This is a genomic window from Bradyrhizobium sp. 6(2017) (assembly GCF_011058295.2).
GTDB classification, from domain to species: Bacteria; Pseudomonadota; Alphaproteobacteria; order Rhizobiales; family Xanthobacteraceae; genus Bradyrhizobium; species Bradyrhizobium septentrionale.
Window position 1 is genome coordinate 4,465,278 of sequence record NZ_CP049289.2, and the last position, 26,244, is coordinate 4,491,521.

25 protein-coding genes and 1 pseudogene are annotated in these 26,244 nt (G+C 60.4%); 13 read left to right on the forward strand and 13 right to left on the reverse strand.

The window, feature by feature from the left end:
* Positions 1-56: 56 nt before the first annotated feature.
* The 8 genes from G6P99_RS20660 to G6P99_RS20695 all read right to left on the reverse strand — a co-directional run bounded on the left by G6P99_RS20660 (position 57) and on the right by G6P99_RS20695 (position 7,200).
* Positions 57-497 (reverse strand): GlcG/HbpS family heme-binding protein, encoded by a 441-nt coding sequence (locus tag G6P99_RS20660; protein WP_085402266.1) that lies wholly within the window; start codon positions 495-497, stop codon positions 57-59.
* Between the two features lie 54 nt (positions 498-551).
* The gene (locus G6P99_RS20665) at positions 552-1,379 is read right to left on the reverse strand and encodes a glycine betaine ABC transporter substrate-binding protein (protein ID WP_201266200.1); all 828 of its coding nucleotides are present in this window, start codon (positions 1,377-1,379) and stop codon (positions 552-554) included.
* Positions 1,376-1,930: a cupin domain-containing protein gene (locus G6P99_RS20670; protein ID WP_246709591.1), complete on the reverse strand. Its 555-nt coding sequence runs from the start codon at positions 1,928-1,930 to the stop codon at positions 1,376-1,378. The genes G6P99_RS20665 and G6P99_RS20670 overlap by 4 nt, the downstream gene beginning before the upstream one ends.
* A 24-nt stretch (positions 1,931-1,954) precedes the next feature.
* Positions 1,955-2,968: a zinc-binding alcohol dehydrogenase family protein gene (locus G6P99_RS20675; protein WP_165123312.1), complete on the reverse strand. Its 1,014-nt coding sequence runs from the start codon at positions 2,966-2,968 to the stop codon at positions 1,955-1,957.
* Between the two features lie 36 nt (positions 2,969-3,004).
* Complete coding sequence (locus G6P99_RS20680) at positions 3,005-3,805, reverse strand: thiamine pyrophosphate-dependent enzyme (RefSeq protein WP_210256973.1); 801 nt, start codon at positions 3,803-3,805, stop codon at positions 3,005-3,007.
* 11 nt (positions 3,806-3,816) lie between these two features.
* The gene (locus G6P99_RS20685; protein WP_210256974.1) at positions 3,817-4,602 is read right to left on the reverse strand and encodes a thiamine pyrophosphate-binding protein; all 786 of its coding nucleotides are present in this window, start codon (positions 4,600-4,602) and stop codon (positions 3,817-3,819) included.
* A 29-nt stretch (positions 4,603-4,631) separates the two neighbouring features.
* Positions 4,632-6,035, reverse strand: a complete 1,404-nt coding sequence (locus tag G6P99_RS20690) for an NAD-dependent succinate-semialdehyde dehydrogenase (protein WP_165123314.1) — start codon at positions 6,033-6,035, stop codon at positions 4,632-4,634.
* Positions 6,036-6,102: 67 nt separating this feature from the next.
* Positions 6,103-7,200, reverse strand: coding sequence for an enolase C-terminal domain-like protein (locus G6P99_RS20695; RefSeq protein WP_085402269.1), 1,098 nt, complete (start codon positions 7,198-7,200; stop codon positions 6,103-6,105).
* Positions 7,201-7,540: 340 nt separating this feature from the next.
* On the opposite strand from G6P99_RS20695, the gene G6P99_RS20700 reads away from it, so the two are divergent.
* Complete coding sequence (locus G6P99_RS20700; protein WP_165123316.1) at positions 7,541-8,227, forward strand: nuclear transport factor 2 family protein; 687 nt, start codon at positions 7,541-7,543, stop codon at positions 8,225-8,227.
* A 36-nt stretch (positions 8,228-8,263) separates the two neighbouring features.
* Here G6P99_RS20700 and G6P99_RS20705 read toward each other — a convergent pair whose 3' ends face one another.
* A complete protein-coding gene (locus tag G6P99_RS20705; RefSeq protein ID WP_165123318.1) occupies positions 8,264-9,316 on the reverse strand; it encodes an AraC family transcriptional regulator in 1,053 nt (350 codons plus the stop codon).
* Positions 9,317-9,391: 75 nt separating this feature from the next.
* Between G6P99_RS20705 and G6P99_RS20710 the strand changes: the two genes are divergently transcribed.
* Complete coding sequence (locus G6P99_RS20710; protein ID WP_165123320.1) at positions 9,392-10,273, forward strand: LysR substrate-binding domain-containing protein; 882 nt, start codon at positions 9,392-9,394, stop codon at positions 10,271-10,273.
* 2 nt (positions 10,274-10,275) lie between these two features.
* On the opposite strand, the gene G6P99_RS20715 is transcribed toward G6P99_RS20710, so the two are convergent.
* Positions 10,276-11,100, reverse strand: coding sequence for an L-dopachrome tautomerase-related protein (locus G6P99_RS20715; protein WP_334262104.1), 825 nt, complete (start codon positions 11,098-11,100; stop codon positions 10,276-10,278).
* A 78-nt stretch (positions 11,101-11,178) separates the two neighbouring features.
* Between G6P99_RS20715 and G6P99_RS20720 the strand changes: the two genes are divergently transcribed.
* The 4 genes from G6P99_RS20720 (at position 11,179) to G6P99_RS20735 (ending at position 13,184) form a co-directional block, all read left to right on the forward strand.
* The gene (locus tag G6P99_RS20720; RefSeq protein WP_165123322.1) at positions 11,179-11,544 is read left to right on the forward strand and encodes a tyrosine-type recombinase/integrase; all 366 of its coding nucleotides are present in this window, start codon (positions 11,179-11,181) and stop codon (positions 11,542-11,544) included.
* Positions 11,545-11,546: 2 nt separating this feature from the next.
* A complete protein-coding gene (locus G6P99_RS20725; protein ID WP_165123324.1) occupies positions 11,547-12,221 on the forward strand; it encodes a hypothetical protein in 675 nt (224 codons plus the stop codon).
* 54 nt (positions 12,222-12,275) lie between these two features.
* Positions 12,276-12,485, forward strand: coding sequence for a hypothetical protein (locus G6P99_RS20730; protein ID WP_165123326.1), 210 nt, complete (start codon positions 12,276-12,278; stop codon positions 12,483-12,485).
* A gap of 63 nt (positions 12,486-12,548) precedes the next feature.
* Positions 12,549-13,184 carry a hypothetical protein gene (locus tag G6P99_RS20735; RefSeq protein WP_165123328.1) on the forward strand — a complete coding sequence of 212 codons (636 nt, stop codon included), beginning with the start codon at positions 12,549-12,551 and terminating at the stop codon, positions 13,182-13,184.
* A gap of 11 nt (positions 13,185-13,195) precedes the next feature.
* Here the strand turns inward: G6P99_RS20735 and G6P99_RS20740 are convergent, their stop codons facing one another.
* Entirely contained in the window at positions 13,196-13,480 is a 285-nt protein-coding gene (locus G6P99_RS20740) for a hypothetical protein (RefSeq protein ID WP_165123330.1), read from the reverse strand.
* Positions 13,481-13,914: 434 nt separating this feature from the next.
* On the opposite strand from G6P99_RS20740, the pseudogene G6P99_RS20750 reads away from it, so the two are divergent.
* The 4 genes and pseudogenes from G6P99_RS20750 to G6P99_RS20765 form a co-directional block, all read left to right on the forward strand.
* Positions 13,915-14,196: pseudogene (locus G6P99_RS20750) on the forward strand (SOS response-associated peptidase); the annotation flags it as partial.
* A 547-nt stretch (positions 14,197-14,743) separates the two neighbouring features.
* A complete protein-coding gene (locus G6P99_RS20755) occupies positions 14,744-14,977 on the forward strand; it encodes a hypothetical protein (RefSeq protein ID WP_165123332.1) in 234 nt (77 codons plus the stop codon).
* A gap of 1,366 nt (positions 14,978-16,343) precedes the next feature.
* Positions 16,344-16,553 (forward strand): PRC-barrel domain-containing protein, encoded by a 210-nt coding sequence (locus G6P99_RS20760; protein WP_165123334.1) that lies wholly within the window; start codon positions 16,344-16,346, stop codon positions 16,551-16,553.
* Between the two features lie 1,291 nt (positions 16,554-17,844).
* Complete coding sequence (locus G6P99_RS20765) at positions 17,845-18,075, forward strand: hypothetical protein (protein WP_165123336.1); 231 nt, start codon at positions 17,845-17,847, stop codon at positions 18,073-18,075.
* A gap of 220 nt (positions 18,076-18,295) precedes the next feature.
* On the opposite strand, the gene G6P99_RS20770 is transcribed toward G6P99_RS20765, so the two are convergent.
* Entirely contained in the window at positions 18,296-18,820 is a 525-nt protein-coding gene (locus G6P99_RS20770; RefSeq protein WP_165123340.1) for a hypothetical protein, read from the reverse strand.
* A gap of 986 nt (positions 18,821-19,806) precedes the next feature.
* Between G6P99_RS20770 and G6P99_RS20775 the strand changes: the two genes are divergently transcribed.
* The 3 genes from G6P99_RS20775 to G6P99_RS20785 all read left to right on the forward strand — a co-directional run bounded on the left by G6P99_RS20775 (position 19,807) and on the right by G6P99_RS20785 (position 22,012).
* A complete protein-coding gene (locus G6P99_RS20775; RefSeq protein WP_165123342.1) occupies positions 19,807-20,016 on the forward strand; it encodes a hypothetical protein in 210 nt (69 codons plus the stop codon).
* 1,367 nt (positions 20,017-21,383) lie between these two features.
* Positions 21,384-21,647, forward strand: coding sequence for a hypothetical protein (locus G6P99_RS20780; protein WP_165123344.1), 264 nt, complete (start codon positions 21,384-21,386; stop codon positions 21,645-21,647).
* A 116-nt stretch (positions 21,648-21,763) separates the two neighbouring features.
* On the forward strand, positions 21,764-22,012 hold the full coding sequence (locus G6P99_RS20785; RefSeq protein WP_084518706.1) for a hypothetical protein: 249 nt from the start codon (positions 21,764-21,766) through the stop codon (positions 22,010-22,012).
* A gap of 1,697 nt (positions 22,013-23,709) precedes the next feature.
* Here the strand turns inward: G6P99_RS20785 and G6P99_RS20790 are convergent.
* On the reverse strand, positions 23,710-26,004 hold the full coding sequence (locus G6P99_RS20790) for a beta strand repeat-containing protein (RefSeq protein WP_165123346.1): 2,295 nt from the start codon (positions 26,002-26,004) through the stop codon (positions 23,710-23,712).
* Between the last annotated feature and the right edge of the window lie 240 nt (positions 26,005-26,244).

The following is a 26,244-nucleotide window of genomic DNA, read 5'->3' on the forward strand; positions in this document are numbered from 1 at the left end:
TGCGGTTGGGCGGGGAAGACGGCTCATCATCGGCTCCGGAATGGGTGGGCCGCCTGTCAATCGGTTTGGGCTGAGAGAGCAGCGAGCACGGCATCGCGGCCGGCTTCAGCCACCGCTACGTCCTGCTCGGTGGTGCCGGAGCCGACGCCGATGGCGCCGAGGACGTGGCCATTGAAGATGATAGGGAAGCCGCCGCCGAGATTGACGATACCGCCTTGGCTCGCGAAGCCGAGATTAGCACCAAACTCGAACGGTATGCCACCTGTCGGCATCGCCAGAGAAGCTGCCGTGGCAGCCTTGGCGACAGCGGGCTCGCGGGCAAGCACTGCGGCACCCTCGACCCTTGCGAAGGCCAGGAGGTTGCCGCCAGCATCGACAACAGCGATGCATTCCGGCGCTGCGATTTTCTTCGACCTTGCGACTGCGGCCTCGATGGCGATTGCCGCGCCGGCATAAGTCAGTTGTCGTGTATCCTGGAGAAGCTTGGAATGGGTCATGTGTCGGTTCCTGCGTGGGGCGGGCGAGAAACTACTTTCGTCGAGAGAGACGTGTCATCCTCCACGTTTACGTGGCTGGGAATCCAAGCCGGCGTTGCGGCGCAGCGCATCGTCGAGCGCGCTCATGCGCGTGTTGCCGATAGTTAGGCGCGACAATTCAGCGAGCGCAGGCGCGCCGATCCGAACCTCGGCATCGTGACGCACGATCAGGGTAGCCTTGTCGGTTCCGCCGAGCAGCCCCTTTGGCTCCTCGAGCGCGCGAATCTTGTGACGATGATGCAACGCCTGCGGATGCCAAAGCGGAATGACGACCCAGCGGCGTTCAGCCACCGCATCCTCGAACCGGCCGAAGCAGTCTTGCTCCGTCCCAGCCTCGAAGTGATAGCCCGCGGCCGCCAAGCCATATTGCTCAATGATGGCCTTCGAGAAGCGGCTTATGCCGGCCCCCGGATTGATACCCTGGATCAACTTTTCCATTCGGGCCGAAACCTCTGGCCTTAGGAGGTCCGCAACCCCGGCGACGTCGGCCGGGACGTATTCCGGCACGCCCCAGATGCAGTAGGGTTCATACAGGACGGTGACCTTTCGCACCGCCTGCTCGAATGGTCTGAGGTAGCCGCCGTGACTTGTCGGAAGCCACGCCGAAACAAGCATATCGATCTTGCCGCGGCGCATCCGCTGGAACATCTCCCCATGCGGTGCTGCCGAGCGCTCGACGTGATGGCCGTGAGACGTCAAGATCGCCTCGACTTCCCGCGCACTGGCGTCGTGGAAAGATAGGTCGATGTGACCGACTCGGACTACGCTGCCTGTACTGTCCGTCATTTCACGTCCTTGCTGCTCTTGTTGCCCGTGCGTGGCGATGGAGAGGGGACGGGTCATCTTCCCGCTGCGACGGAAGGTGCGCCATCGAGCCAGTCCTGGCGTTGCGGCGCGAAGAAATCGATATCGATTGTGTCCTCGGTACAAACGAACTCGTGCGGCGTATTCGGCGGTATGACCGGAACAGTGCCAGCCGTCATCACGAACTTTCTGCCCTGGGAGTAAACCTCGCAGCGCCCTTCGGTGATCCACGTGATCTGCTCGCTGGCATGATGATGCAGCGGAAATACTCCACCTTTCTTCACCGTCCATTTGACGAAGGTCGACTGCGTGCCGTTCAAATACTGGCGCTGGACGAGCGGCGAAATCTGTTCGATTGGTTGTGCGTCCAGTTGGTAGAGCGTCGGCACGATGGCGGTATGGCCGCTCACGGTCGGCAAGGTGCCACGACCACGGGCGTCCGTGACGACCGGAGGTCCCGACAAGGCAGGGGCAGGCATGTCCTGGGCAGATGCGGCCGCGCGTGCGGCTAGGGCCAGGATGGCGGTAACGAAGACAGCCGTTTTGGAGTTTTTCATTTCGATGAGGCTTCTTTGATATGAGATTTGCATTTCGGGTGATCGTGGCTGGTTGCCTCAGAAGCCGGAAAGCACCGTCTTTCCGATCGCGCGACCGCTCTCGACCAGCGCGTGCACGCGCTTCAGATTCGCTACGTTGATGGCGCCCTCATCGTCCGTCATCGTGGAGCGGAGCACACCATCGTCGACGAGAGCGGCGACTTCATTCAGAAGGCGGTGCTGCGCAATCATGTCCGGGGTCTGGTAGAGCGATCTGGTGAACATCAATTCCCAATGCACTGATATGCACTTGCGCTTGAGACCGACGATGTCCAGCGCGTCGGGATCGTCGATCAGCGCCAGGTGACCCTGCGGTGCCATCACTGCCTCGATAGCCTGGAGATGCTTTCCGGTTGCAGTCAGACCGGCGACATACTCGACCTGCGCAACCCCAAAGCCCAGCAACTGTTCGGGGAAAGGCTGGTGGTGGTCGATCACGTGATGTGCACCCATTTTCCTGCACCACGCGATCGTCTCCGGTCGAGATGCCGTTGCGATAACGGTAAGTCCGGTGAGGCGCCGCGCAATCTGGGTCAGGATCGATCCGACGCCGCCGGCACCGTTGATGATCAGCAGCGTGCCGGATTGCGTCTTGACGCCATAGGGAACGCCCAGGCGGTCGAACAGCAACTCCCATGCGGTGATCGAGGTGAGCGGCAACGCGGCTGCCTCGGCGAAGCTCAGTGTCTTGGGTTTATTGCCGACGAGGCGCTCGTCGACCAGATGCAATTCGGCATTCGTGCCGAACCGATCGATGGCGCCTGCATAGAACACTTCGTCGCCTGGCCGGAACATCGTCACGTCGGAGCCAATAGCCTCGACGACGCCCGCCGCGTCGTAACCCAGGATGCAGGCCTCGCCCTTGGGGGGCGGGCTGCTGGCACGACGCTTGACGTCGGCCGGGTTGACCGAGATCGCCTTTACTGCCACGCGCAGGTCGCGTGGCTTCGGTGCTGGGATAGGCAGCTCGAGCTCGATGAGAGCGTTCGTTGCCGTGATTGGCTGCGGAACAAGATAGCCGATTGCTTTCATGCTGACCTCCTGGGATGGACTTCGCGGGGTGAGAAGTCAGATGAGCGGCGGGACGGCCGGGTCGATCTCCACTTCGATCAGGTGCGGAGTTTCGCTCGCCATGCCACAGCGCAGGGCGCTTGCCAGCAACGCCGGATCGGATACCCGCTCGGCGATGACGCCATAGCCGGCAGCGAGCGAGACGAAATTAAGACCTGGCAGATCGAGACCGGGAACACCGGGAGTCTCGAGCAGATGCGCGAACGACTTCAGAATATTGTAGGCGCCGTTGCGAGGGATAACGAACAGGATCGGCAACCTGTGCTGTGCAGCCGTCCAGAGGGCCTGGATGACATAGTTGGCGGCTCCGTCGCCGACGATACAGACGATCTTGCGGTCGCCGCCCTTGTCGCGCTCGGCAAGCGCGACCCCGACAGCGGCGGGCAGACCGTAACCAAGAACTCCGCTCGACATCGAGAAGAACGAGCGCGACCGGCTCGTCGGCAGGCGCTGACGCCGCATCTTCAGGGTCGAAAGCGATTCCTGGACAAGAACACTGTCCTGCGGTCGAGCCTCGTTGATCGAATGATAGAGGAAGTCGGCCGTGATCTTCGTCGCGCTCTCCGGTTGCGGCAGCTTGCTCCGTGCCGGTGGTGGCGCCCGATCCGGCGGTGCGACATAATCCGCCAACACCGCGCAGGCCCGTCCAGGATCGGCAAGGACGCTCTCTCCCACCGGTGCACGGCCAGCCTCGGCCGGGTCATCGGTAATGTGAAAGAGGCGAGATCCCGCGGGGATGTAGTCGCCGGGAACGTGGGGATAGTAGCGAAAGACCGGCGCGCCGATCACGACGATCACATCATGGCCTGTCAGTTGTTTCCCGAGTGGGCCGATCGCGCTGGTATCAGCATGCCCTGATAAAGTCGATGGGTCTCGGGAAAGCCGGGCCGGCCTTCGGCCGGCGCCGCCCACACCTCGCAACGCAGCTTCTCGGCAAGCCGCACTGCGTCATCCCAACCGCCGCTCTGGTCGACGGCGCCGCCGATCACGAGCGCGGGCGACCTGGCGGAGGAAAGCGCTTCGATGACCGAGGCGAGGTTTTGTGGATCCGCCCCCAGGCGACGGCTGAGCGTCCGGATTTGCGGTGGGTGCGGACAGGGCTTGTCGACATCGTCCATCGGGATCGACAGGAAGACCGGCCCGGCTGGTGGCTGCACCGCCATGGCGTAGGCACGCATCAGAGCTGCTGGCACGTCTTCCGCACGGGCAGGCTCATAAGCCCACTTGACGAACGGCTTCGGGATTTCGAGCGGCTGCACGTTGGTGAGATATGGCTCGATCAGCAACATCTCGCGGGTCTGTTGACCGGCAGTGATGATCAGTGGCGCGCGGTTGTACCAGGCGCTCTCGATATTGCCCAACGCATTCCCCATGCCCGCCGCGGTGTGCAGGTTGACCAGCACGGCCTCACCCGTCGCCTGGGCATAGGCATCCGCCATCGCAACGGCGGGCGCTTCCTGCAGCGCGAGCACGTAGCGAAAATCGGAAGGAAAGTTCTTCAGCAGAGTTTCTTCGGTGGATCCGGGGTTGCCGAAGATCGTGGTGAGCTTCAGCTTGCGGGCGACATCGAAGAATGCTTCTTGGACCGTCTTCATCGTGGGATCTCCTGGTTGATGCGCTGTGATTAGCCGCCCTGGTTGACGCCGGGTGGTGGCGCCCCGACGGGAGAGACGTTGATGAGCCGCCGGTTGACGAATTCTCCGAAACCCAGCTCCGACAGTTCACGGCCGTATCCGGATCTCTTGACGCCGCCGAAGGGAAGTTCCGGTGCGGTCCACGTCGGATGATTGACAAAAACCATGCCGCTTTCGATCCGGGCCGCTAGCCGTCGGCCGCGCGTCAGGTCCGCCGTGAAGACGGAGCCGCCGAGGCCATACGGCGTCGCATTGGCCAGCGCGATCGCCTCTTCCTCGCTGTCGACAACGTAGAAGCTCATCACCGGCCCGAACAATTCCTGCCGGAAGATCGGATTGTCCCTGCTGATGCTGGTCAGGATCGTCGCCTCGACATAGAAGCCGGGCCGCTTTACCCGGCCGCCTCCGAGAACGACCTCGGCGCCGCCGTTGCTGGCGGCTTCGATTTGCTCGAGCAGCCGGTGCATGGCCTGCTCCGAGCAGACGGGGCCGAGCGTCGTGTCAGGATCGAACGGATCGCCGGTCTTGAGTGCGCCCATGCGCGCCTTGAGTCCCTCGAGGAATGCGGCGCCCCGATTCTTCCCGACCACGATGATCCGCTTGGCGGCGACGCAGCTCTGCCCGGTGTTGTTCATGCGGCCCCAGAGCGCATTATCGAGCGTCGGCTCGAAAGGAGCGTCCTCGAGCACGATGAGCGGATCGCTACCGCCGAGTTCCATGACGGATTTCTTGAGGTTACGGCCGGCGCGCTCCGCGACGATCGCGCCGGCACGTTCGCTGCCGGTGAGGGTGACGCCGCGGATGCGCGGATCGTCGATGAGCCGTGCGACCTGCTCGAAATTGGCGAAGAGGTTGGTGTAGAGCCCCTTGGGCGCTCCGGCGTCTTCAAACAGCTGCGCGAATGCCAGCGCCGATTGCGGGACATTGCTCGCATGTTTGATCATCACGACGTTGCCGACCATCAGCTGTGGACCGGCGACCCGAGCGAGCTGATAGTAGGGAAAGTTCCAGGGCTCGACGCCGAAGATGATGCCAAGTGGCCGCGCTTCGACGATGGAGCCGGGTGCCTCTGGCAGCGGCTGCGGCTTCAGGTATGCCTCCGCGCGCGCCGCATAGTAATCGATGATGGCTGCGGAGAGAGCGACCTCGCCACGGGCCTCAGCAATCAACTTTCCCATTTCGAGGGTGAGGTATCGCGCATATTCTTCGGCGTTCTCGCGCAGCTTGGCCGCGACGGCGTTGAGAACTTTTGCTCTGTGCTTGACAGGTTGCTGGCGCCAGGTCTCGAAGGCAGCCTGAGCTTCGGCCACGGTCGCATCAAGGTCCGCATCCGAGATTTCCGTGAAGCGCTTGATGACTTCGCCGGTGGATGGATTGATTGTCTGGTAGGCCATTTATCGTTCTCCGTGCGCCGGAAGGGTGGTGGATCGGAAGATCTCGCTCGATCTGCGGGAGACGCCATCAAACCTTGACGGCGTATTTCGCGACGGCCTTTTCGTTCCAGCTGATGCCGATGCCGGGCCGGTCCGGGGCATGAACGCGGCCTTCACGTGGCTGGAGCGGTTCCTCGAGAATCGGGTTCGCCCAATCGACCCACTCGAGCCAATGCGCCGTCGGCGTCACGCGCAGCAGGTGGGCAGAAATCTCGGGATACAGATGATTGGAGAGCTGGACGCCCGTCGCTGCTGCGATGCTCGCTGCGCGCAGCCAGCCGGTGACGCCGCCGATGCGCATCAGGTCGGCCATGGCATAATGGACCGCGCCGGCATTCAGATTAGCGAAGAAGTCGCGAGGACCGTAGAAGTTCTCGCCCATCTGCAATGGCGTGCGCACTTTGGCGGCAAGCTGGGCATATCCGCGGGTGTTGTCGTACGCGATCGGTTCCTCGAACCAGTAGAGGCCGGTCTCATCAAGCTCGTGACAACGTCGAATGGCGTCGCCGAGGCCGAGGGCCTGATTGAAGTCGACCATCAGATCGATGTCTCTGCCGACACCCTCGCGGACTGCGTTGATCGCGGCGACGTCGTCTTTCAGGTGCTCGTTGCCGAGCCGCAGCTTCATGGCGGAGAAGCCACCCTCTCGTTGAAGCTCGCGCGCCTCGGCAGCCAGCGTACTCACTTCATGCCGCCATAGGCCGTTGCTGTCGTAGCTGCGAACGGGACCGGGAGTGCCGCCGAGAAACCTGACCAACGGCTGGTTGGCCGCTTTCGCCAGCGTGTCCCAGATCGCCATGTCCACCGCAGAGGCCGCGATCATCGACATGCCGGCCAAACCGACGACGTTCAGGGCCTTGGCTGCGGACTCGAATGCATCGAACGGCGCCACCGGCGTGCCCTTCAGCATGTCGTGCAGATCTCTCAGGGCGGCAACAACGACCGGTATGGCCGCCGCGCGGTACGGCGCCACATAACTGTGCCCAATGATGCCGCCGGTGGTTTCGAGATCGACGAGCACCAGTGGCCACAACTCGAACCGCCCGATGCCGGCAATCACCGGACGCCGCAATGGCACGAGTACAGCCCGCGTCCGGATATCCTTGATCAACAGTGCAGATGTCATCACGCAAGCTCCTGACAGATGTCTATCGGAGAGCCTGTTCCGCCCGAAACGAGCGTCCAAGCTCTTCGCCTGCAATGTCGCAGAGTGCAGCGTCGATTGCTCGCTAAGCTACGCAAAGGGACGCTAAGCGCTGTCAGTCTGGCGCGATCTTCGTGTTGGTAGGGGGAGCGGCTTGGTGCGTTCTTTCCGATGCCGGAGCCGCGCGGTGCTTAGCCGAATGGCCGGTGTCGATGCGCGGCTTTGCAATGATTTGCACCGATCAGCGCGACCGTGGGACTTCCACCTGCGATAAGGAGAGGGAGGAAGCTTGGTGGCGCGGAATCTACCGATGGGGCGGACAATGTCTGGTTGGAGCCTTCCCTCGCGCGTCGACAGGTTTCTGCGCGCGGCTCAGGTCACCGACGTTGATCGAATGGTCTCGGCGATGGAGAGCGATTGCATTCTCGTGGACGCGGGACGCGAACTTCGAGGCGACGAGAGAGCTGCTTGGCTGCGTGACTTTCTAGGGCGTGGAGCTGTCCAGATTCGCCCCGTCAGTTGCCGGCGGGAGAAGGGGGGTGTCGTCTTGACTGTGCTGGTTAGACGCGGCGAACTCGGAGAAAGCATCGCCTTCGATTGGATCTTTCACTTGGAGGATGAACGGATCCGACGGGCGTTGATCGAACTCCATCAACTTTCGGCGCTTCCGCTCCCAGTGGATACATTCGTGCGTGCGACGAATTCCGGAAACCTGGAGCTGCTGCTGGACACATTCGTCGATGACGCGCTGGTGAATGACCAGCTTTGCGATCACTGGGGAAAGGAAGCAATTCGCGAATGGGTGATTCGTGACGTTGTCGGCGAACAGCTTGCCATCCACGTGGTCAGTAACGTTGACCACTACGGACATTGCATTCTGACGGCGCATGTCGACGGAAATTGTGACAGGCGCGGCCTTCCAGAACCTCTTGTTCTGGTATTCTACTTCTCAATGCACCGCGACAAGATCGCCCAGTTGATCATCTTGCGCAATCTGTCGGGTACCTAGCGGCTCAACCTTCAATTGGTTACTGAAGGTTGACGCCTACAGCGAAAATGAATCGTCGCTTGGCTCTGACAGCGGCGGCCGTGCACCGTCCGCTTGCGAAAGCGTGAGTTTCTGTTCAGCACGAAGTTCGCTGGGCGAGTAGCCGAAGACCTGCTTGAAAGCATGGCTGCAGGAGGTGCGGGAGGCGTAGCCATTCCGATAGGCGACGGTGGCAAAGGGCAAGCTCGTGGCCAGCAATTCTCGCCGCACCTTGTGCATCCGCCAGCGCGTGACGTAGTCGAGAGGTGAGAGTCCCACTCGGCGGCGAAATCGCTCGGCGAAGGATGAACGCGACATTCCCGCCGCCTTTGCCAGCGATGCCACTGTCCAATCAGCCGCGGGATCGGCGTGAAATTTCTGTATGGCGCGACCGAGCTGCCGGTCGGTGAGTGCCGCAAGCCAGTTGGTTGCTTCGGGATTGTCCGCGAGATGAGTGCGGATCGTCTGAACGAGGAGCACATCCGCCAGACGGCTCGTGATCAGGCGCCTACCCGGAGCATCGGCTTCGCTTTCAGACCTCAGCAGTTCGATGATTGAACCGGTCGGCTTCGCTGCGGCAGCCTCGGCGGCGAGACGAATAACCGGCGGCAGCGCTTCCCTGAGCCAGGCGGCGCCTTCCTTGTCGAGAGTGAGACGTCCGGCGACGACAACGTCATTCATCGATCCGGTTCCGACGCGCATAACGCCGCCCGAACCGCCGCTATAGTCCGAGCAGTAAATCTCTCGACCGCCTTCGACGTTGAAGGCGCGGCCAGCGCGTGCGCCGGTCAGCAAAAAGCAGTCGCCGGCTGTCGGGCGAACTGGCGCCGTTTCTCCGTCCAGCCATATGTTGTGGCTGCCCGTGATCACGACGCCGAACGTGAAGCGTTCGTCCGCATCGAAGCGCGTTTCAAAGGGAACGCTGCTTTCAAAGCGCACAAGCTCGGTGCCGACGACCGTGAACGCGCTGAGGGTGTCTGCCAGCGGGTCAGTCAGCATCGAATCGATGCGCAAATGATCAAGTGGGTGTTGGGCCATGGTCATGAAAATCTTTGTCAGCAGCAGCGCCACAAATGTGGGGACTTGCAGGAATAAGGCAAGCGCATAGTTATGATTGCATCTATTGGATAATCAAATGGGCGGCCAATGCGCTATCCCGACCTGGAAATTGAACTTCTCCGTGCCTTCGTGGCTGTGGCCGAATCCGGCGGTTTCACGGCAGCCTCTGGTGTCGTCGGCCGATCGCAATCCTCGGTAAGTCAGAAGGTCGGCAGGCTTGAGGACCTTGTTGGGTGCAAGCTCTTCGAACGGACGAGCCGCTCCCTGAGCCTGACACGGGACGGAGAGCGGCTGCTGGTCACCGCGCGGCAGATGCTCGAACTGAACGATCTCACCGTCCGCAGCATGCGCGAACCGGCAACTGTCGGCTCACTTCGCCTCGGTATCTCCGAGGATTTCATTCCGCGCCAGTTGGCGGCGTTGCTTGCACGGTTTCGGCGTCTCTATCCTGAAGTGCAGCTTGAACTCATGACGGGGCTGAGCTGCGATCTCCTCGATGTGTACGATGCTGGTGGCCTCGATGTGGTGATCGCGAAGAAGGATGGTACAGCCCAGCGAGGACGCGTGATCTGGCGAGAGCCGCTCGTTTGGCTCGCTGCGGCTGATTATCAGCCGGACTTTAGTAAGCCGACGGAGTTGGTCCTGCTGAAGCCGCCCTGCACCTATCGAGAGTTAATGGCGCGCACCCTGGATTCGGTTCGACAGCCATGGATAGCATCCTGCACAGCGCGTAGCTTGATGGGGGTGCAGGCGGCCGCCGCCGGCGGCCTGGGCATCACAATACTTGGGCGGTCATTCGTTCGGGATGGCCTGCAAGTTGTGCCGACGCCGGACTCCTGGCCGGCATTGCCGATGACTGAAATCGTGCTGCTTGGGGAGGAGACGGCGGAAGCCGACCTGGTGCGTCCGCTGGTCTCCTTCCTTACCGAGACTCTCGCCGGAATGGGTGCGCTAGCGCTTGTGGCTTAGCTTCACTTTGCCTGAGCATCCAGCCCGTACCGGTACAGACGGATAGGCCACGCGATCCGGGAGGTGCCGCTGTTGAAGAGCGACACACGGTCGATCTGCGGTACGGGCAGCCAGATGAAGCCGTCCGCGAGAGCAGGTGCGTCGCACCAGTGCAGGCGTGAATCCCGGATGATGGTTGTGATCGTGCCGTCTGGCGAGCGCTTCTTCAGCGCATCGCTTGCCAATTCGGTGAAATAGAGCGTTCCGTCCGATGCCATCGCCGTTCCGCCGACTGGCGGAAGATCCGCCCAAGCTTCCACCTTACGCGCGAGTTCGGTTGCGGGAACACCGGGATCGTCGAGCAGCCGTGTCTCGACCCGAGACCAGGGCCCATGCAGACTGCCAAAATAGAGATAGCGTCCATCGGGGCTGACCTCGAGCGGGTCGCTGTTGACCCGCAGTGGGAAGCCGTCCGGCGCGCGGACGATCTCGCCGTCGATCACGATCGGTCGGTCGGTAGGCGCCGTGACCGAGGGGGCGCCGTCGAGCACCCGACGTGTTTCTCCGTTGCGTAAGTCGAGCACGATCAGCCCGGCGCGCCCGGCATCCGTGAAATAGGCATGGTCGCCATGGAAGCGGATGTCGTCGATATAGCTGCCGGGAAGAGCGGCTGGAGGTCCGAAGGGATAAATCCGCTCGACGAGATTAGTGGCGAGATCGATACGCACCGCCTTGGCAGCACCGGGCAATGGATCGCCGCCAAAGCTGGGTGAGCCCGTGTCGATGATCCACAGGCCACCGTGGTTGTCGCGATGGATCGCATTCACGTTGACGAAGGTGTTGGTCACGTCGGCGCCGGGCTGCCACGCGTTCCATGACGCGTCGGGATAAGAGATCAAACCGTCCTTGCCATCAATCAGTATCGCATGCAGGACTTGGCCGGCGATGGCGAGTACATCTTCGCGAACGCGGACGGTGTGCCGTTGAGCGACGCCGCGATGGGCGCTGTTATCAACCGTATGAATGAAGAAGTGCGGCGTTGGATCGATCCCGCGTCAGACCGCGAAGTCGTGCCTCATGGCTTCCGCTCTTCGTTCCGCGACTGGGCCGCCGAGCGCGGCTACGACGATCCGGTCGCCGAAGCTGCGCTCGCGCACAAGATCAGCGATAAGGTGGTTGCAGCGTACAAACGCACGCGCTTTTTCGAGTTGCGCAAGCAGATGATGGCCGACTGGGCTGACTACTGCGCCCGTCCTGCTGCTGGGGATAACATAGTGCCGTTGCGGGCTTAGGTATGGCTGCAAATCCGACGAAGGCGCGCAAGCGCGGAAGGAAACAACAGCTCAAACAGATCGAGCGACTGCAAGACAGGATTACAGCGGGAGGGCTGCTCGACATCAAGAGCAAGGACGAACTGCTGATTGACGAGTTCGAGAGGGACTACGGTAAAGGTCTGCGTTCCAAGGTCGAGCGGATTGGGCGAAACGTGGCGGCCAAAGCGGTTCTTTCTCTCAAGACGCTACCTGCGGCAAGAGAAACAGCTGAGAGTGCGCTCCAATCCGTCGCCAAGTTGGATCAGGAAACGCGGCGGCTGATCGGCCTGGACCGGCGGATCCTGGCGACGGGTTTCAACGCGCAGGGCGATCGACCTCCGAGCCTTCTATGGAAAGAGAAGTTGGCGCTCGTTCGCGATTGCTATCAGGTTCTCCTTCGCGATCTTACGCTGACAGCGCCGCTCCCCGGTGGCCGCATCGAGATACTGGCGGACCAATTCGTGACGGAGATGTACGTCTTTCACGTGCGCCACACCGGCCAACGCCCTTCTAAGTCAAAGACCGGAAGGTTCGTCGATTTCATGCTGGCTGCATGGGCCGATCTCGATTTTCCCAAGCCGCCGGAGGGCGCGCTGGGAAGCAGAGCGGAACGGTTGCCGCATTCGAAGCTGATTTTTCAGAAGCGAACGCGGTAAGCGCAAGCCCGATCAGGCGCTAGATGAGCCTTCCTGAACTACGGATGGCTCTGAATGTCTCGTACCCCCCACAAGAAACAGCATTCGCCGTTGGCGTCGCATCGTCTCGGCTGGCGCATTCCGGAATGGATGAAGGCAACCGGCACCTCGCGCCCGACGCTCTGGCGGCAAGTCAAGCGTGGTGACCTGAAGCTCGTTTACGTCGGCCCGACGCCGATGGTGCCCCGCTCCGAGGCGATCCGCCTCGGTTTCATCAAGTCGTAATTCACGAAGCAAAGCCCGGGACGTTCGCGCGTCGCCGGGCTTCAGTACTTTGGAAATCAGTCAATGCACGGCCCTTATAATACTGATACCGAGCGCTCGCAAGCGCAGATCAGCGAGCCCGCGTTTAACGAGCACGACGCGGCCAGCGCGAAGGTCAACGTCACCTTCTTCAAGACCTTCGCGGCCAAGACCAACACGACCGACAATCTGACCTTAATGGAATTGCGTGAACGTGTGCTGAACGCCGCCGCTCGCGAGAAGGGCAAGCTGCCCTGGCTGAAGTTGGCGATCTTTGGCAAAAAGCGCACCGACCAGAACAGCCTGCGCCATGATGCCAACGTAACGCAGATCACGGGCATCGAGCTGGACTACGACGACGAGAAGATCGCGTTCGACCACGCGGTGAACGCCGTCAAGGCGATGTGCATCTCCGCCTTGATCTACACCTCGCCGTCGCATGCACCCGATGCGCCGCGCTGGCGCATTCTGGCTCTGACCTCGCAGCCGCTGCCGCCCGAGATGCGCGCCAAGCTGGTGGCGCGGCTAGATGGCTTCCTGAAAGCCAAGCTCGGCGCGGAGAAGATTGCTGCCAACGAGAGCTTCACGCTTAGCCAGGCGTATTACTATGGCTGGGTGATGAACAAGCAGGGTCTCGATCATCGCGCCGAGGTGAGCCGGTTTCGCGCGGAAGTGAAGTAAAGAGGCGGACTTCAAAAAATATTTTCGACCAGCCAAAGGACTGGCAAGAGGACATCGACGCCGCTGCACGCAAACTGTTTCCGAATGTCAGTGACGATTTGCTTGAAGAGGCGAAATTGCTGGCCGACGATCAGATCATAGCCGACATCATCAGGGAGCGGGGTTAAGGCTCCGCCTTGAGCAGTAGGCTGAGCAAACAAACTCACAAGGCGTTGGTGATCGAGCATCAGCGTCGGACTGACAATCAGACCGAAAGCGACGCCGACCCACGAGCTAGAGCGGTACATGCGCTGCAAGGATTGCTCGGATGTTCGGGGCTATCCGTACAAGCGCGGCCATCTCATCGCGTTGCGGCCGACCAAGATTTCGGCCGACCATCCGCGCTCGACGTGGTGGCCGGGTGAACGGCGAAGATCACCAAAATACCGCTCGGTCTGTTGCAGTCATGCAACCTTCTCTCTGCTCCGAAACGATAGTGTTTTGGGTTCGGATCGGAGGTGGCACATGTTCGACGTGTACCTAAACCATAAACGTGATCTGCTCGTTGTGAGGCAGGGATCGTCAATACCTCTCGGTGGCACGTCGGGGAGATGGCAAAAGAGAAAGAGGAGGGTCGTCAGCGTCAGCGATGAGATTAAGTCTACCGTTCAGAGGCAGGGCTACTACATGCGGAAGCGAAGTGAGTTGAAGGCAAGCTAGGCTCAAGTCCGGTTTTCGAAGCGCGGCTCGCATGTGCAACCTCTACAGCATCACGACCAACCAAGCGGCTATCGCCGCACTCTTCCGCGTCGTTAATCGCTACGTCGGCAACCTCGCGCCATTGCCGGGTGTGTTTCCTTGTTTCCTGATTATCCCGCGCCGGTCGTCCGCAATACTGGCACCGGCCGCGAATTCACGATGATGCGTTGGGGCATGCCCACCCCCACCGCGCACAGGCGGCCCGCCCGTCACCAACATCCGCAATACATCCTCGCCGCACTGGCGCGGCTGGCTCAAGCCCGAGCGCCGCTGCTCGCCAACGTGCTTGGAGCGCTGGGCTGCCTCGCTAATGCAATGCAGTCATTTCCGCAAACCGGAGACCACGGCGATTGCAGTAATCAGAGCGGCTATCAGCATCCAATACTGAACGTGGACGCCCCAGAGGCTGAAACCTTCAACAAGCGTATTCAGATTGGACTGCCATCGTTGACTCAAAGAAAGGCCCAGCCGCGCGGGAAGGGATGCAGTGAAAACCGCAAGCGCCGTTACGCGCGTGCTCTCATCAGCACGAAGAATTCAGACAGGCTCGCCGGCGGCGAGAGGAACCCGGTAAGCGACGACGATACCAGACCGAGCCGCGTTTGGCACGGTGCTGGTGTGGGTTCGCAAGCCGCCGAACCCATCAAATTCTGTTTAGAGAGCCCGCCTCAGTTCCGTCCAACTGAGTGAGCTTAACTTGCTCTCCTCGTTCGCAATGACTCCAAAGATTGGAGCACGAACTAAAATCAAATTTGGCGGTGTCGTCAGATTGCGAACCCGCATCAGCTTCACGCATTCGGCGTTCCAGTGAAAGCTCCACCATGGATTGTGACCGCTCCAAGCCCAACGGTACTGTGTTCGGCATACACGATTGGCTTGACTATCTTTGGAATCAAGCGGCCATGTGCCGGAAACTTGTTCAGCAGGCCGACGATCCTCTCGTTAAAACCGAACTGCTAGCGTTGGCGTCGGTCTGCCAGGAGATCGCCGATAACATCGAAGATCATTTGACGGGTGGGGAAGGCCATGCGCCGCGCGGGCAAAGGCTGTCATGAAGAGGCCGCCAACTGAGACGGCGTTACTCGCCCCGGCTTAGTTCGCTTTTGAGCCCCACTTGGATTCATTGGTCCTCCGCCAGCGTTTTGTAGGCCAGTTCGCACTTGGGACATACAAGCGTGCACAAATCGGGACCGGCCACGCTGCACTCGACACCGACCAGCATCATGCGAATATCGCACTTGGGGCAGCGAGATCGCTCGATCATGCGAGGGGAATGACATTCCGGCATGTGATGCACTCCCCATGGGTCAGGCGGGAGCGCAACACTCTCAGTCACCGATAGCAGCCGAAGGCAGGGCGGTGATGATGATATTCCACACCCGCAATACGCCTGGAAGCTGACGAAAAAGTGCAATCTCGGACACACTTGCCGCGCCCATGGCTTTTTGGCCACTTCCCGGCACTTGCCCCAAAGGACCCGGAAAATGATGGGTGCACACGAAAGGAAAGGCCGCCTGCGTTGCCACAAGCGGCCCAAGTCCAGGGAGGAAACGCCCAAGGAGGGCAGCGATAGCGGGAGCGCTACCGCACACTCAGCTAAGACGATCGCGATCAGCGGCTCAATTGGACGTAGGTAATCGTCGGGGTATCCAGAGGGGTCGCCGGAACGATACGATGGTTTATGGCGCTCGCCCTTAAAGCCGACCACTTCTGCAATGGGCCCCGTCGATCTTGTCATTTCGCTACAGGTCCGATCTCGGACACGACGGTGTGAAAAGTGGTTCCAAGGCTAGACGACGGTGCATGCCTCAAGAGTGCTCTTCGGTAGTCGCATTTCATTCCGAAGGCATGGTTGTGATAACCCCGGCAGTCTAGTGAATGCGTTGACGCCACTCGCCGGGTTCCTCGTCCGGACAGAGCCTGATCAAGGGAACGAAAGCCGCCGCCAGGCATTAGAAATATGAGACCGTCGCTCGCCGGTGTTTAATACGGCGCATGTCGCGGATAGCCAAAGGTCGCTGCCGGCGACCCGCTGCTCTTAATGCAACGCTCGCGCGGATAGCCAAAAGCGGCGGTCTCCGGTTCCATTCAGAATTGCCAGCCGCGCTCGCGAGCGGAACGCGCAAGATGCTGGGGCTTCGCTGCTGGCGCTTCGCTGCTGGCGCTTTCTTACCCAAACGAGGCTTCGTATGCACAACCGCATCAACATTGAGCACGTACACAGCCGAGCCATCGTTCGAGAGATCGGCGAAAGACTGTACTTGTCGCTGAAACCAGAGCCGGCACTCCCAACGAGATTCGGGAAGCAAATCGACCAGCTTCGCGAATTGGAGGAGCGTTCACCGTCGATCGTTCCCAGTGCCGAGCATTGAATAAACTCGCCGTTGAGCCAAAGACGGCTCGCACGAACATGGACGAGTGATGCCGTCGGTGAAGCGCCGTGCGTCGCAAATTCTGAACGAGTTTGGCGAGGCGCAGGCCGAATTAATCGGGAAAACCGTCATCCTTACCGACGGAAAGGCAGGCGCTGTCGAGAACGTTTGGCTGGATGAATTGCACGGGCTTCGGATTTCGATCAAAGGTCATGATGGAAGATGGCCGGTCTCAACCATCAAGTTCGAGGAGAACTAGACCTTCGCACCCGCTGCGCACCACCCCAATAGCGCGCTATTTCAGAACATTCCGATCAGGATGAAAAACCCGATCTCAATCAGGAACGTCGTGCTCATAAGCGCGACCGTAAGGAACACGTCGCTCGCCGAAAGAGGGTTCATGAATGCCTCGCATCTTGCGAAGCCCGAGTGAGTAAATTCATTCAGGCTAGAAAATGTTTCAGTTCCGAACGCAGACGGCGCGAGATGCGAGCGGCGCGGACATCCTAGGCGGCCTAAGGTGCAATGCCCGCTAATGGGTCAAATACGGAAGTTGGAGGGCGCAACCGTGACAAGTCCGCTCAACCCCGTCACCAGACTTTCGATAGCCAGCGCGGCGCCTTCCGATAAGGGCCAACAACGGCCAGTGCACCGCAGCAGTGATAGTCACCGCTTGGTAGTGCTGGACGGCGCTCAATGCGAGGGATAGCTCACCGAGCCTAGGTGTGATGCGGGGCTGACTTGACACGTCCCAAGGGTCCTCGAACTGTCGCATGGAGGATCGTCACTTGGGACGGCCGTCGTATCGTTAGTTACGCAAACCGACAAATCAGAACAAGTAGGATCAGCGCAACAACAATCACAACAGCGGCAGTACGTGCGGGCCAAGGATAACGCCTATCGCGGCTGCGGAGAGGCGGAATATAGCGGGCTTCCATGGCAACCCTAGTCGCGCATTCGACGCCGAAGGCGCGTCACACGTGCTTGCTTTAGTAGGATGTGTCGAAAATATTTCCGTGCGACCCTATCTAACACTGCCGAGATTAGTTCATCCGGTCCTGACGCATCACGGCGCTTTGCTTCACGCAAATATTCGGCAACGTCTTCCCCCAATTTCACCAAGCTCGCATCATCACAAATTGGCGTTGCCAATCGAAGCCGTTCGAACGCGCGTATCCTTTCGCTGCGTGAAGGCATGAGAACCTCCCGACATTATTTTGGCTGATTGATCTTGAAGCGACCAGGATGCTGTTGAGGTCCGGTTCGGTAGATCATTCGGATAACCGATGGCGATATGTCCGGTTCCTGACATAAGCGGTGAAACAGTTGTTCCTTGTCAGAGAACCGGCGGTTTCCAGTTTGCGTTTCCGATGTCACGGGTCACAAGGCGACAACCTTGGTGCGGGACCGCGTGTCGGTTTCGCTTTCAAAAGCGGACATCCCAGGGTTCCTTTCGAACGCGCCTTAGGTCGGCAGGTTTTACATTTGCAGCCTTGACTCATCGTTCGCGTTTCGTTCTTATGGCAGCTCGTCGTCGTCCAGAGCGAACTATGCCCACACTCGAATTCGTCCGTTCGGAGATCGAGCGCATGCGCGTGCAAGTTAGCCGCCAGCGCAAGGAAATGCTTCAGCTTCAGAGAGCAGGTATTCCGACCAACTCGGCCGAGGCGCTGCTGCAACGGATGCTCAACAAGATCGACACCCTCTGTGCTGACCGAGATCGAATGAAGGCCGCACTGCCGAAGCCGAAGGGCAAGGTTCTCGGAGGTCGGAAATGGTGAGAGAGCGCCCGCAGTGGTTTGATGATTGGGAAAATCCGCCGCCGTTTGTCAGAGCGCTAAACGAAGTCCGACAGCTCTCAGCCCGTGAAGGTTGGTGCTATTACCACGTTCAGGCCATCCAGGTTGCCATCGATCAATACGCGGAGGCCGCGCTCGGCAACCGCGAGTTCTTTTTGAACCGGCCTTACAGTATCGGTCCGACTAGGAAGGAAGATTGTCCCTAATAAAGCGGCTCACCGCGCTGATCCGCTTGCTTGGTGCAGGCTTCAGCAATCTCGACGCGCAGATCAAACACGGCCTTGTCGATCGCGCGGCGCGCGGCCAGATCACGACCGCCGCACCGGGCCGACAGACCGCTCAAGCCAGTCAGAAACAACCCGACCAGTTGCTCCATCTGGCTGAAGGCTTCCTCCTGCGGGATCAGCTCCCGCTGCTTTTCGGCCACCCGGAGCCTTACCAGTTCTGCCTTTGCCAAGGCGAACTCTGCATCAACCGCCGATCGCGGCGATTGCCGCCGCTCGCGCCGCAGGTATCGCAGGTAGGCAACTCGGCTCTGGTCGAGCGGAAAGCCGCCACCTTGCCGCTGGAACACGCCTTCGGCTTCGAGCTTGCCGATGTAGGTCCGGCTGCAATCGAGGTGCTGCGCCAGTGCCGACGCGCTGACGGTCGCTGCCTTTCTGGATCGCGGTTGAGAGACCGTCGCCCCGGCGGCGGGCGGGCGATCAATGGGGACGGTCTCAGCCATCAACGTCGTTCCTGCGCGTCGAGTAGAATAGCGCACTTCCGCTTTCGGCGTCATAGCAGACATGGCCGGGCTGGCTGTTGTCTCGACCCGGTCGCGAATGACCCATCAGAGACATCAGCCGCTCGGGCGTCTTGCGGTCGGTCAGGACTGGGTCCGCGCTATCGCGCGGTAACGGGAACGTGACCGATGCTCCGGCTGAACTTCTGGCCGCGTTGATCTGCGTCAATATGCGTGAAGGCAAACGTTCATTGGTGAAGGATGGGGTGGGTGTTCCTCAAAACGGAGAAGAGCTCATGAAGTATGTAAGAAAGGCAGCGCTTGCAGCTTCTGCCTTCGGCTGTGCAGCACTGTTCTCCCTTAGTTGGGCTGGCAAGGCGGCATCTCGCTGTCAGTCGAGAGCGCCCAGGCGCGGGTTGGTCGCCCGCTAACCCCCGTGAGCGTTGCGGGGGTTGCGCGTCGTCACAACCGACGGGCGGCCTACTACGGGGCAGGTGTTGTCGGCGCAGGCGTTGCAGCGGTCGGCACGGGTGCCGCTATCGCCGCCACGGCTGCGCCTAACGCTTGGGGAAACAACAATTGGGGAAACAACAATTGGCGCGGCGCTTACGCGGCCCAAACTGATCCTTACTTTGGGCAAGCTCACTACGTCCACAGGGCTTATCCCGGACACAGCCCCTACTACGGTTATTCCGGATGGGATGATTACTCGGCGCGTAACGGCATTAAATGCACACCGGGTGGCGCTATTAAACTTGACGACGGTCAGATGTATTTCTGCCAGTAGGGGCTCCACCTACGCATCGCGAAAGAGGCGGCTTTCTCGGCCGCCTTTTTGCGAGCTGCTCAGACGCAGGAGTATTAATTGATTGACCTAGATCAACACTCCGCCGGTCTATCAGATTGCCTATAACAGTTGTCGACAATAGGCACACACAGACCAGACAGCCTTTGCCGTCTACCCAATGTGACAACAGGGAGTAGGTGCAATGAGAGCTTTCTCACTTATCGGACTGCTGTTTGCGGCGGTGGTGTTGGCGACCGTTCCGGTCTCGCCGCAGGTGACACCGCGCGGCGTGGAGTTAAGCGTTGATCAAGCGCAGGCCATCACGTACCGGCGCGCCCGCGTGACTGCGCGTCGTGTCGACCGTCGCGATTTCCGCCAAACACGGCGCGCCGTGCGGCGTGGTGTCTATTAACGGTGCTCGATGGGCAAGGATAATGGCGCGGGCAAAGTGAGCCAGAAGCGACCCAAGGTATCCGCTGATGGCATCGCGTCTTGGAGACCTGTTGTACTGGATTGCCTCATGGATCGCCGTGATCGTGATCGCTGGTGGGATCGTCGTCTGGCTCTTCTTCGCTCGGCCGAACTACGATCCCTTAGGATTATTGATCAGTGCGTGGGGCGTCATCATTTGGCTAGGCGGTCGTGTGATCCGGTATTGGCTTGGTGGTCGATAGACATTCGCCCCTGTAACTGTAACCACGGATTTTCTCGTACCTAATATCCTCGATAAGCCCGGTGGCGCGGTCCCGGCGGTTACCTACGCTCACAGAGGGACCCAAAATTTAGTGGCGGGTCCATGGAGACGGAAGCGCGCAGTAGTGGCCTCCGATGCGATTTGCCGCACGGGACCGTCCTTCTGATGAGTTAACGTTAGGGAAGATGGCTGGCCTGACGGAGGATCGCCGCTATGGGGGCATTTGAAGCACTCGCCATCGTCGTTCTTTTTGTTGTGGCAGCAGTGGTCGTGACCATGCTCGTGCGAGCCCGGAGACGATAGCAGGACGGCGTCACGATCCAAGACACAGCCGTCGCGCATCACGTCACCACGCAACACGGTGCAAACCATCAACGAAGGGAGTGTCCGTTTTTGGGGCCAAAGCAGACGTGCGCTGGTCGGCCCGGAATTTCGCCTTTTGACCCATGGCAGACATCGGCCAACCTATCTATCCAGTGTCACTTTTGCATGCAGATGGGCCTAAGCGTCTCGTCAAGGCCACGGGCCTTGGCGTAGTCGATCACTGCCTGCCGGGCTGCTTCGCAACGCTCTGCGCTCGTAAATTCCTGTGTCGATATCGCGGCGCCATTGACAGCCCCGAGCCAGCTCATGACGATTAGAACATGGGTCATAATATCCTCATCACCGTCTTGTTTGGCGGCTCATTACCTCAAAAAGGCGCACGTTGCGCCTGCGCACTTTGCGCCCAATGAGCGGCTGACAATTGATCTGTATCAACGCGAAACACTGACCGGCCGGTGCTGCTGGCCAGCGCCGGTTGCATCTCAATCGCACTTTGCCGGGAATTTGCACGCAAGCGGGCTGGTAGATGCCCCCAGCAACGAGCGATTGTCACGCGCCGCCCTCTTCGCTACCAGCGTCGAGGCCATTAGAAGGCCACACAGCGTCCCATCGTAGGGCCACAGGCACGGGCAAGCCGCGCCAGCGCACAGACTTTGATCTAGGTCAACGTCAGCGATCCTTTGGCGCTCACGCTATGTTCAGCCGCACCTGAGGCGGCTCCCGTGCATCTGTTCCTCAGGCACGAAAAAGGGAGGTCCGCGATGCATTCGAGGAAGCGTCTTTCGATCAAGTCAGCGACTGTTGCCGGGATTGCTGCTAGCGCCCTGTTGGGCCTTGCAGGTCTCACTCTCAATCCAGTCCCAGCCAGCGCGGTCGTGTACTGCCAGTACACTGCATATCCGGCTGGTTGCGTTGCCCGCGCAGGCGTCGTGCTTAGGCCTCGTCCGGTGGCACGCGCTGCGGTTCGTCATAACGCCGGTGGCAACATGAATGGTGGCGTCAATCGCGTTGGGGCGCGGCGGTAAGAGCTTGTTCGCGGTCACGAGCGAAAGAGAAGCCGTCACCGCTTCGTCCCGGTGATGGCTTTTTATCGTCCCGGTGCGGAGGACAGGCGACCGACATTGGGTGGCGACATCGCGGCATGAACCACACGTGGTATGTCACTTTTGAAGTGCCGACAGATGGCACGCTGTCAAGGCGGCGACATCCGCGCTTAACCAAGACGTTCGCAACAGAGGCAGAAGCTAAGGATTTTGCGCGAACCAAATTCAACGACGGTTTGATCGTCACTGCCGGAACCATCATTCCGCACCTGCCGAGAGTGTCAATCCCATCGGTAGAAATTCCAGCGTGGCTTGAACCGCGCGGCCAAGTTGATCCAGATCAATAACTAAGCTCTCGACGTTAAGTGACATGCTCCGACAGGGCAGCAAACCGGGAGCCTGAAAATGAGCGAACGTTCGGAGCCGAAAGAAGTCTGTCGTCGCAGCGCACTCGTTTTCCTTGGACACGCGGCTGCATTTGGACTTGTCGCTTCTTCTGCGGTGCTGACGGTCTCGCAGGCTGAAGCCCAAACCACCACGACGCCCGCCGCACCAACGACACCGCCCACGGATACCGCGAGGTCTGGTACGGAGCGGCGTCAGGAACGGCGAAGCGGGCGAGCGGAACGACGACAGGAACGACGCACGGGACGCGCAGAACGGCGTCAGGAGCGGCGCACAGGACGCGACGAGCGACGAGACACCCGCGACGGCACCACCACCACCGAGCAAAAAAAGTAATCGGTCCAACTACGGCAACCGCGCCGCCTCAGCGCGGGACCGTAGGAAGGTCCACGGCACTTCGCCAGCGCCGGGCTACCAGACAGCGGGCCGCCAGCGCCAGCGCGACAGGCGGCCACGCGGCGCAATCTGCCGGGCCATTCGGGAGGAACCTCGAACAAGGGACACTATACGGACACCGATTTCGGTTTGTGCCGCTATCTCAATCGGTTACATAGAGCCGCATATTCCCACAAGGGGAAAAGGTACGCCCCCGGAAGAGGTGTATGTAGGGGTGTATGTAGTCGTAGCGCTGTGCTGGAAACGCCTATAAAAAGCGGCGTTTTTTGAGTTTCGGGCGGACACTCTCTCCGCCTCACTGCTTGTCTACTAGATTAGTTCACCACGCAAGTCGTAGGACGGACTGCGCATAGCACGCAAAGCCCAAGCATCTTGAGCAGGCTTCACGATTTGAATGTTGGGCTCATTGGGCAGGGTGCAAGACGGTCTTCTTTATGTCTTGGTACGAACCTTGCGATGATTTGGCTCCAATCGGACATCAATTGCTGGAGCTAGCGCAAACTTGCCCATGATGGACTGGACCGACTGACGTGTCGCGGTGAGAAAGTGTCAGTCTACAACGCGGGGCGTTTCAAACCGATCCGCATGCGAGGCCCAGATCTCCGATCTTGCTGTCCCAGCCGCGACATCGTCACGAATGCGTTGAACCGGCTGATCGATAAGGCCTCGGTCGCAAACTGACTCAAGGAGCACGGCCCCACACACCTCGATAGCCGGCGCCTCATGGGCAAGGCTGAAGGTCGTTGGGCCCCTTGGGCGGTGTAGGGAACGATCGGGCGACGAAACCAGCGTTTTCCTCATCGCTGACGGTATATGAAGCTACGCTGTGTCAGTACGAGCGGTGGCGATGTCCGCTAAGAGTGCGGAGCTATTCAGACGATTGACTCCAATAGATAGCGGAATCGCCAGTATTCCGAGCGGCACAAATTATTCTGTGAATTCAAGACCGAAAAAATACGGCGGGTATACCGTCGGGATTTGTCCGTCAGACTTGAAGATTTGTGCTTGTAGATCAACGACGAAATGTCGTCCTAAATGATTGAGTGGGAGTAGGGTAGGAGGCACCAATAGCCAGCTCGCAGCTCGCAGAGGGTGGATTAGCCAACGGGTCCGCCCACAGGGCGGCCCGATGACAGGCTCCGCGTAATCCACCACTTCCTGCAGTCGTGCTCGCGATGGCGGGTTACGCTTTCGCTAACCCGCCCTACGAGCTTGCATGGACCCGGTCACCCGCCGCCGCGAGCTACGTGAGCCTGAACATGCTCGCGTCCAGCTGCCCCGGCGCCACGCCGATCAGCCAGGCGGCATTGCCGGCGGCATCTGTGATGATGGTGGTGTTGATGCCGGGCGAGTAGAACTCCGCCGCCTGCAAATCGGCAAACGAATGCAGCGATGTGCCGGCGAAGTTCACGACGTCGTTGACGCCGCCCGCGTTGAAGTCCTGGATCACCATGACTTCCGACGTCGTGTCGTTGATCATAAATGTGTCCGAGCCGCCGCCACCCCAGGCATAGTCGACCCCGCCGCCGCCGCTGATGACGTCTGCGCCGCTCCCCATCAGGAACACGTCGACGCCGCTGCCGCCGGAGACGGTGTCACCGCCATTGGAGCCATAGACGTAGTTCTGACCCGAGCCGCCGTAGATATAGTTGCCGTCGGTCTCGCCTGACGAGATGAAGATGTTCTCGCCCGAACCGCCGAACATGGTGTCGACGCCGGCACCGCCGTAGAAGTAGTTCGTCCCCAGGCCGCCGTAGAGGTCATCGCCGCCGTTGCCGCCGAACATCACGTTGACGTCCGAGCTTGCCGTCCCGCCCGATCCGACCAGGATGTCATTGCCGTCGCCGCCAAACAGATAGTTGAAGCCGGAGCCGCCATAGATGCTGTCGTTGCCGGCTTCGCCGAGCAGCACGTCGAGGCCATTGCCGCCGAACAGCACGTCATTGCCGGCGCCCGCATAGAAATAATCGTTGCCGTCGCCGCCATAGCCGACATCGTCGCCGCCGAGGCCGACGAGGACGTCGTTGCCGGCAAGGCCGCTGAGCGTATCGTTGCCGCCGCCGCCATAGATCAAATCATTGCCGGCGGTCCCGGTGCTGTTGATCGGCACGTCGCTGGCGTTCAGCGTCATGTCGGCGAATTGCAGATGCTCGACGTTGGTCAGCGTCACGACATAGGTGCCCGATACCAGGATCTGGCCGCCCGAGTTGCTGATCGTGTAGCTGCTCCGGTTGCCGGAGAACACGGCGGTATCATCGCCGGCGCCGCCGTCGATGGTGTCGTTGCCGGTGTTGCCCGCGATGGTGTCGTTGCCGCCGCCGGCGCTGATCTGGTCCGCACCAACGCTGCCGTTGATCAGATCGGCCTGGCTCGATCCGATCGCCGTTGAGGTGACGCCGTAATAACTGACGTTGATCGTGATGCTGTCGACACCCGCGGTCCATGAGCTGAAGGACACGCCGGAAAGGTTGGTCTGGCTGCTGTTGATGACGATCTTGTCGGTGCCGGCGCTACCGATGATGGTCGGAACGGCCGTGACCAGCGTGTTGCCAAGAAAGGTGATGGTGGAGTTGCCGCTCAGGAACACCAGGCGTTCGACATTGGTGAGGCGGCCATCGCCATAGGTGATGTTGGCGGATTCGAGTTCGATCGTGTCGTTGCCGGCCCCGCCGTCGAGGTCTCCGCCGGCGCTGGTGGCGTTATAGATGAAGGTGTCGTCGCCGGTGCCGCCCTGAACGTTGCCGCCACCGTTCAGAGTCATGGTATCGTTCTGATTGGTTCCGACCAGCGAACCAAAATTGCCGTTGTTGGTGATGAAGTTGATCGTATCGACGCCCGCGGTCCACGACGTGAAGGTCAGGTGGGAGAAATCGCTGTAGGCATTCTTAAAAGTGACGGTATCGGCCTGCGCACTGCCGATGAAGGTATTGATCTCAAGGGTGCCGGCGTGCACCGGTTGCCCGGAGTCGAAGGTGGCGCTCGAGACGCCGCTGCCGAACTTGACGGTGCTGATTCCGGAAAACGTTCCGGTGCTGAAGTCGACGCTGCCGGCATTCTCGAGATCGATGATGCCGGCCCCGTTATCGGTGATCGACTCGCCCGCCGCGAAGTCACCCGCGTCGAGGATGAAAACGTCGTTGCCGCCGCCGCCGTTCAGCGCATCGGCGCCGCCGCCGCCGGTGATGGTGTCGTCGCCGGTGTGGCCCCAGATATGATCGGCCCCGGACGAGCCGACGATGCTGTCGTTACCTGCGAGGATGCCGGTGAAGAAATGCCCGGCCTGGTATCCGAGCGTGATGTTGGTGATGCTTTCGAGCACCGTGGTGCCGTCCGCCGCAACATGATCGACTGACGTCAGCGTCGTCCATGTCGGGTCGTTCGAAACGGTCAGGCCGGTGCCGTTCAGATAGGTAAGCGTGCCGTCGCCGTTGTTGAAAATCAGCCGGGTCGAGGTGGAGTGCACCGAGTCGATGCTGCCGAGGCCGTCGAATGCCCAGGACGCGTTCGCAGTCCCGGAAAAGGCTGTCCAGGTCGCCATAATATGCCCCCGCAGTATGTCAAAGTTCGAAAAAGCCGAGATTCTTCAGCAATATAATTCAGTGTGTCAAATTGTCGCGATTAAGTCCAGTGGCAACATTGGATATCCAAAGGACGTGGTGAATGACGCTCGGGTGGCGGTGCTCGGCGTCATGTATGGCGGGCGGCTCGTGGGTTTCTTCGGGGGAAAGGCATCAACCGCGTGGTGTACGACGTGACAGGCGCGGCGGCCGGGCGTTGC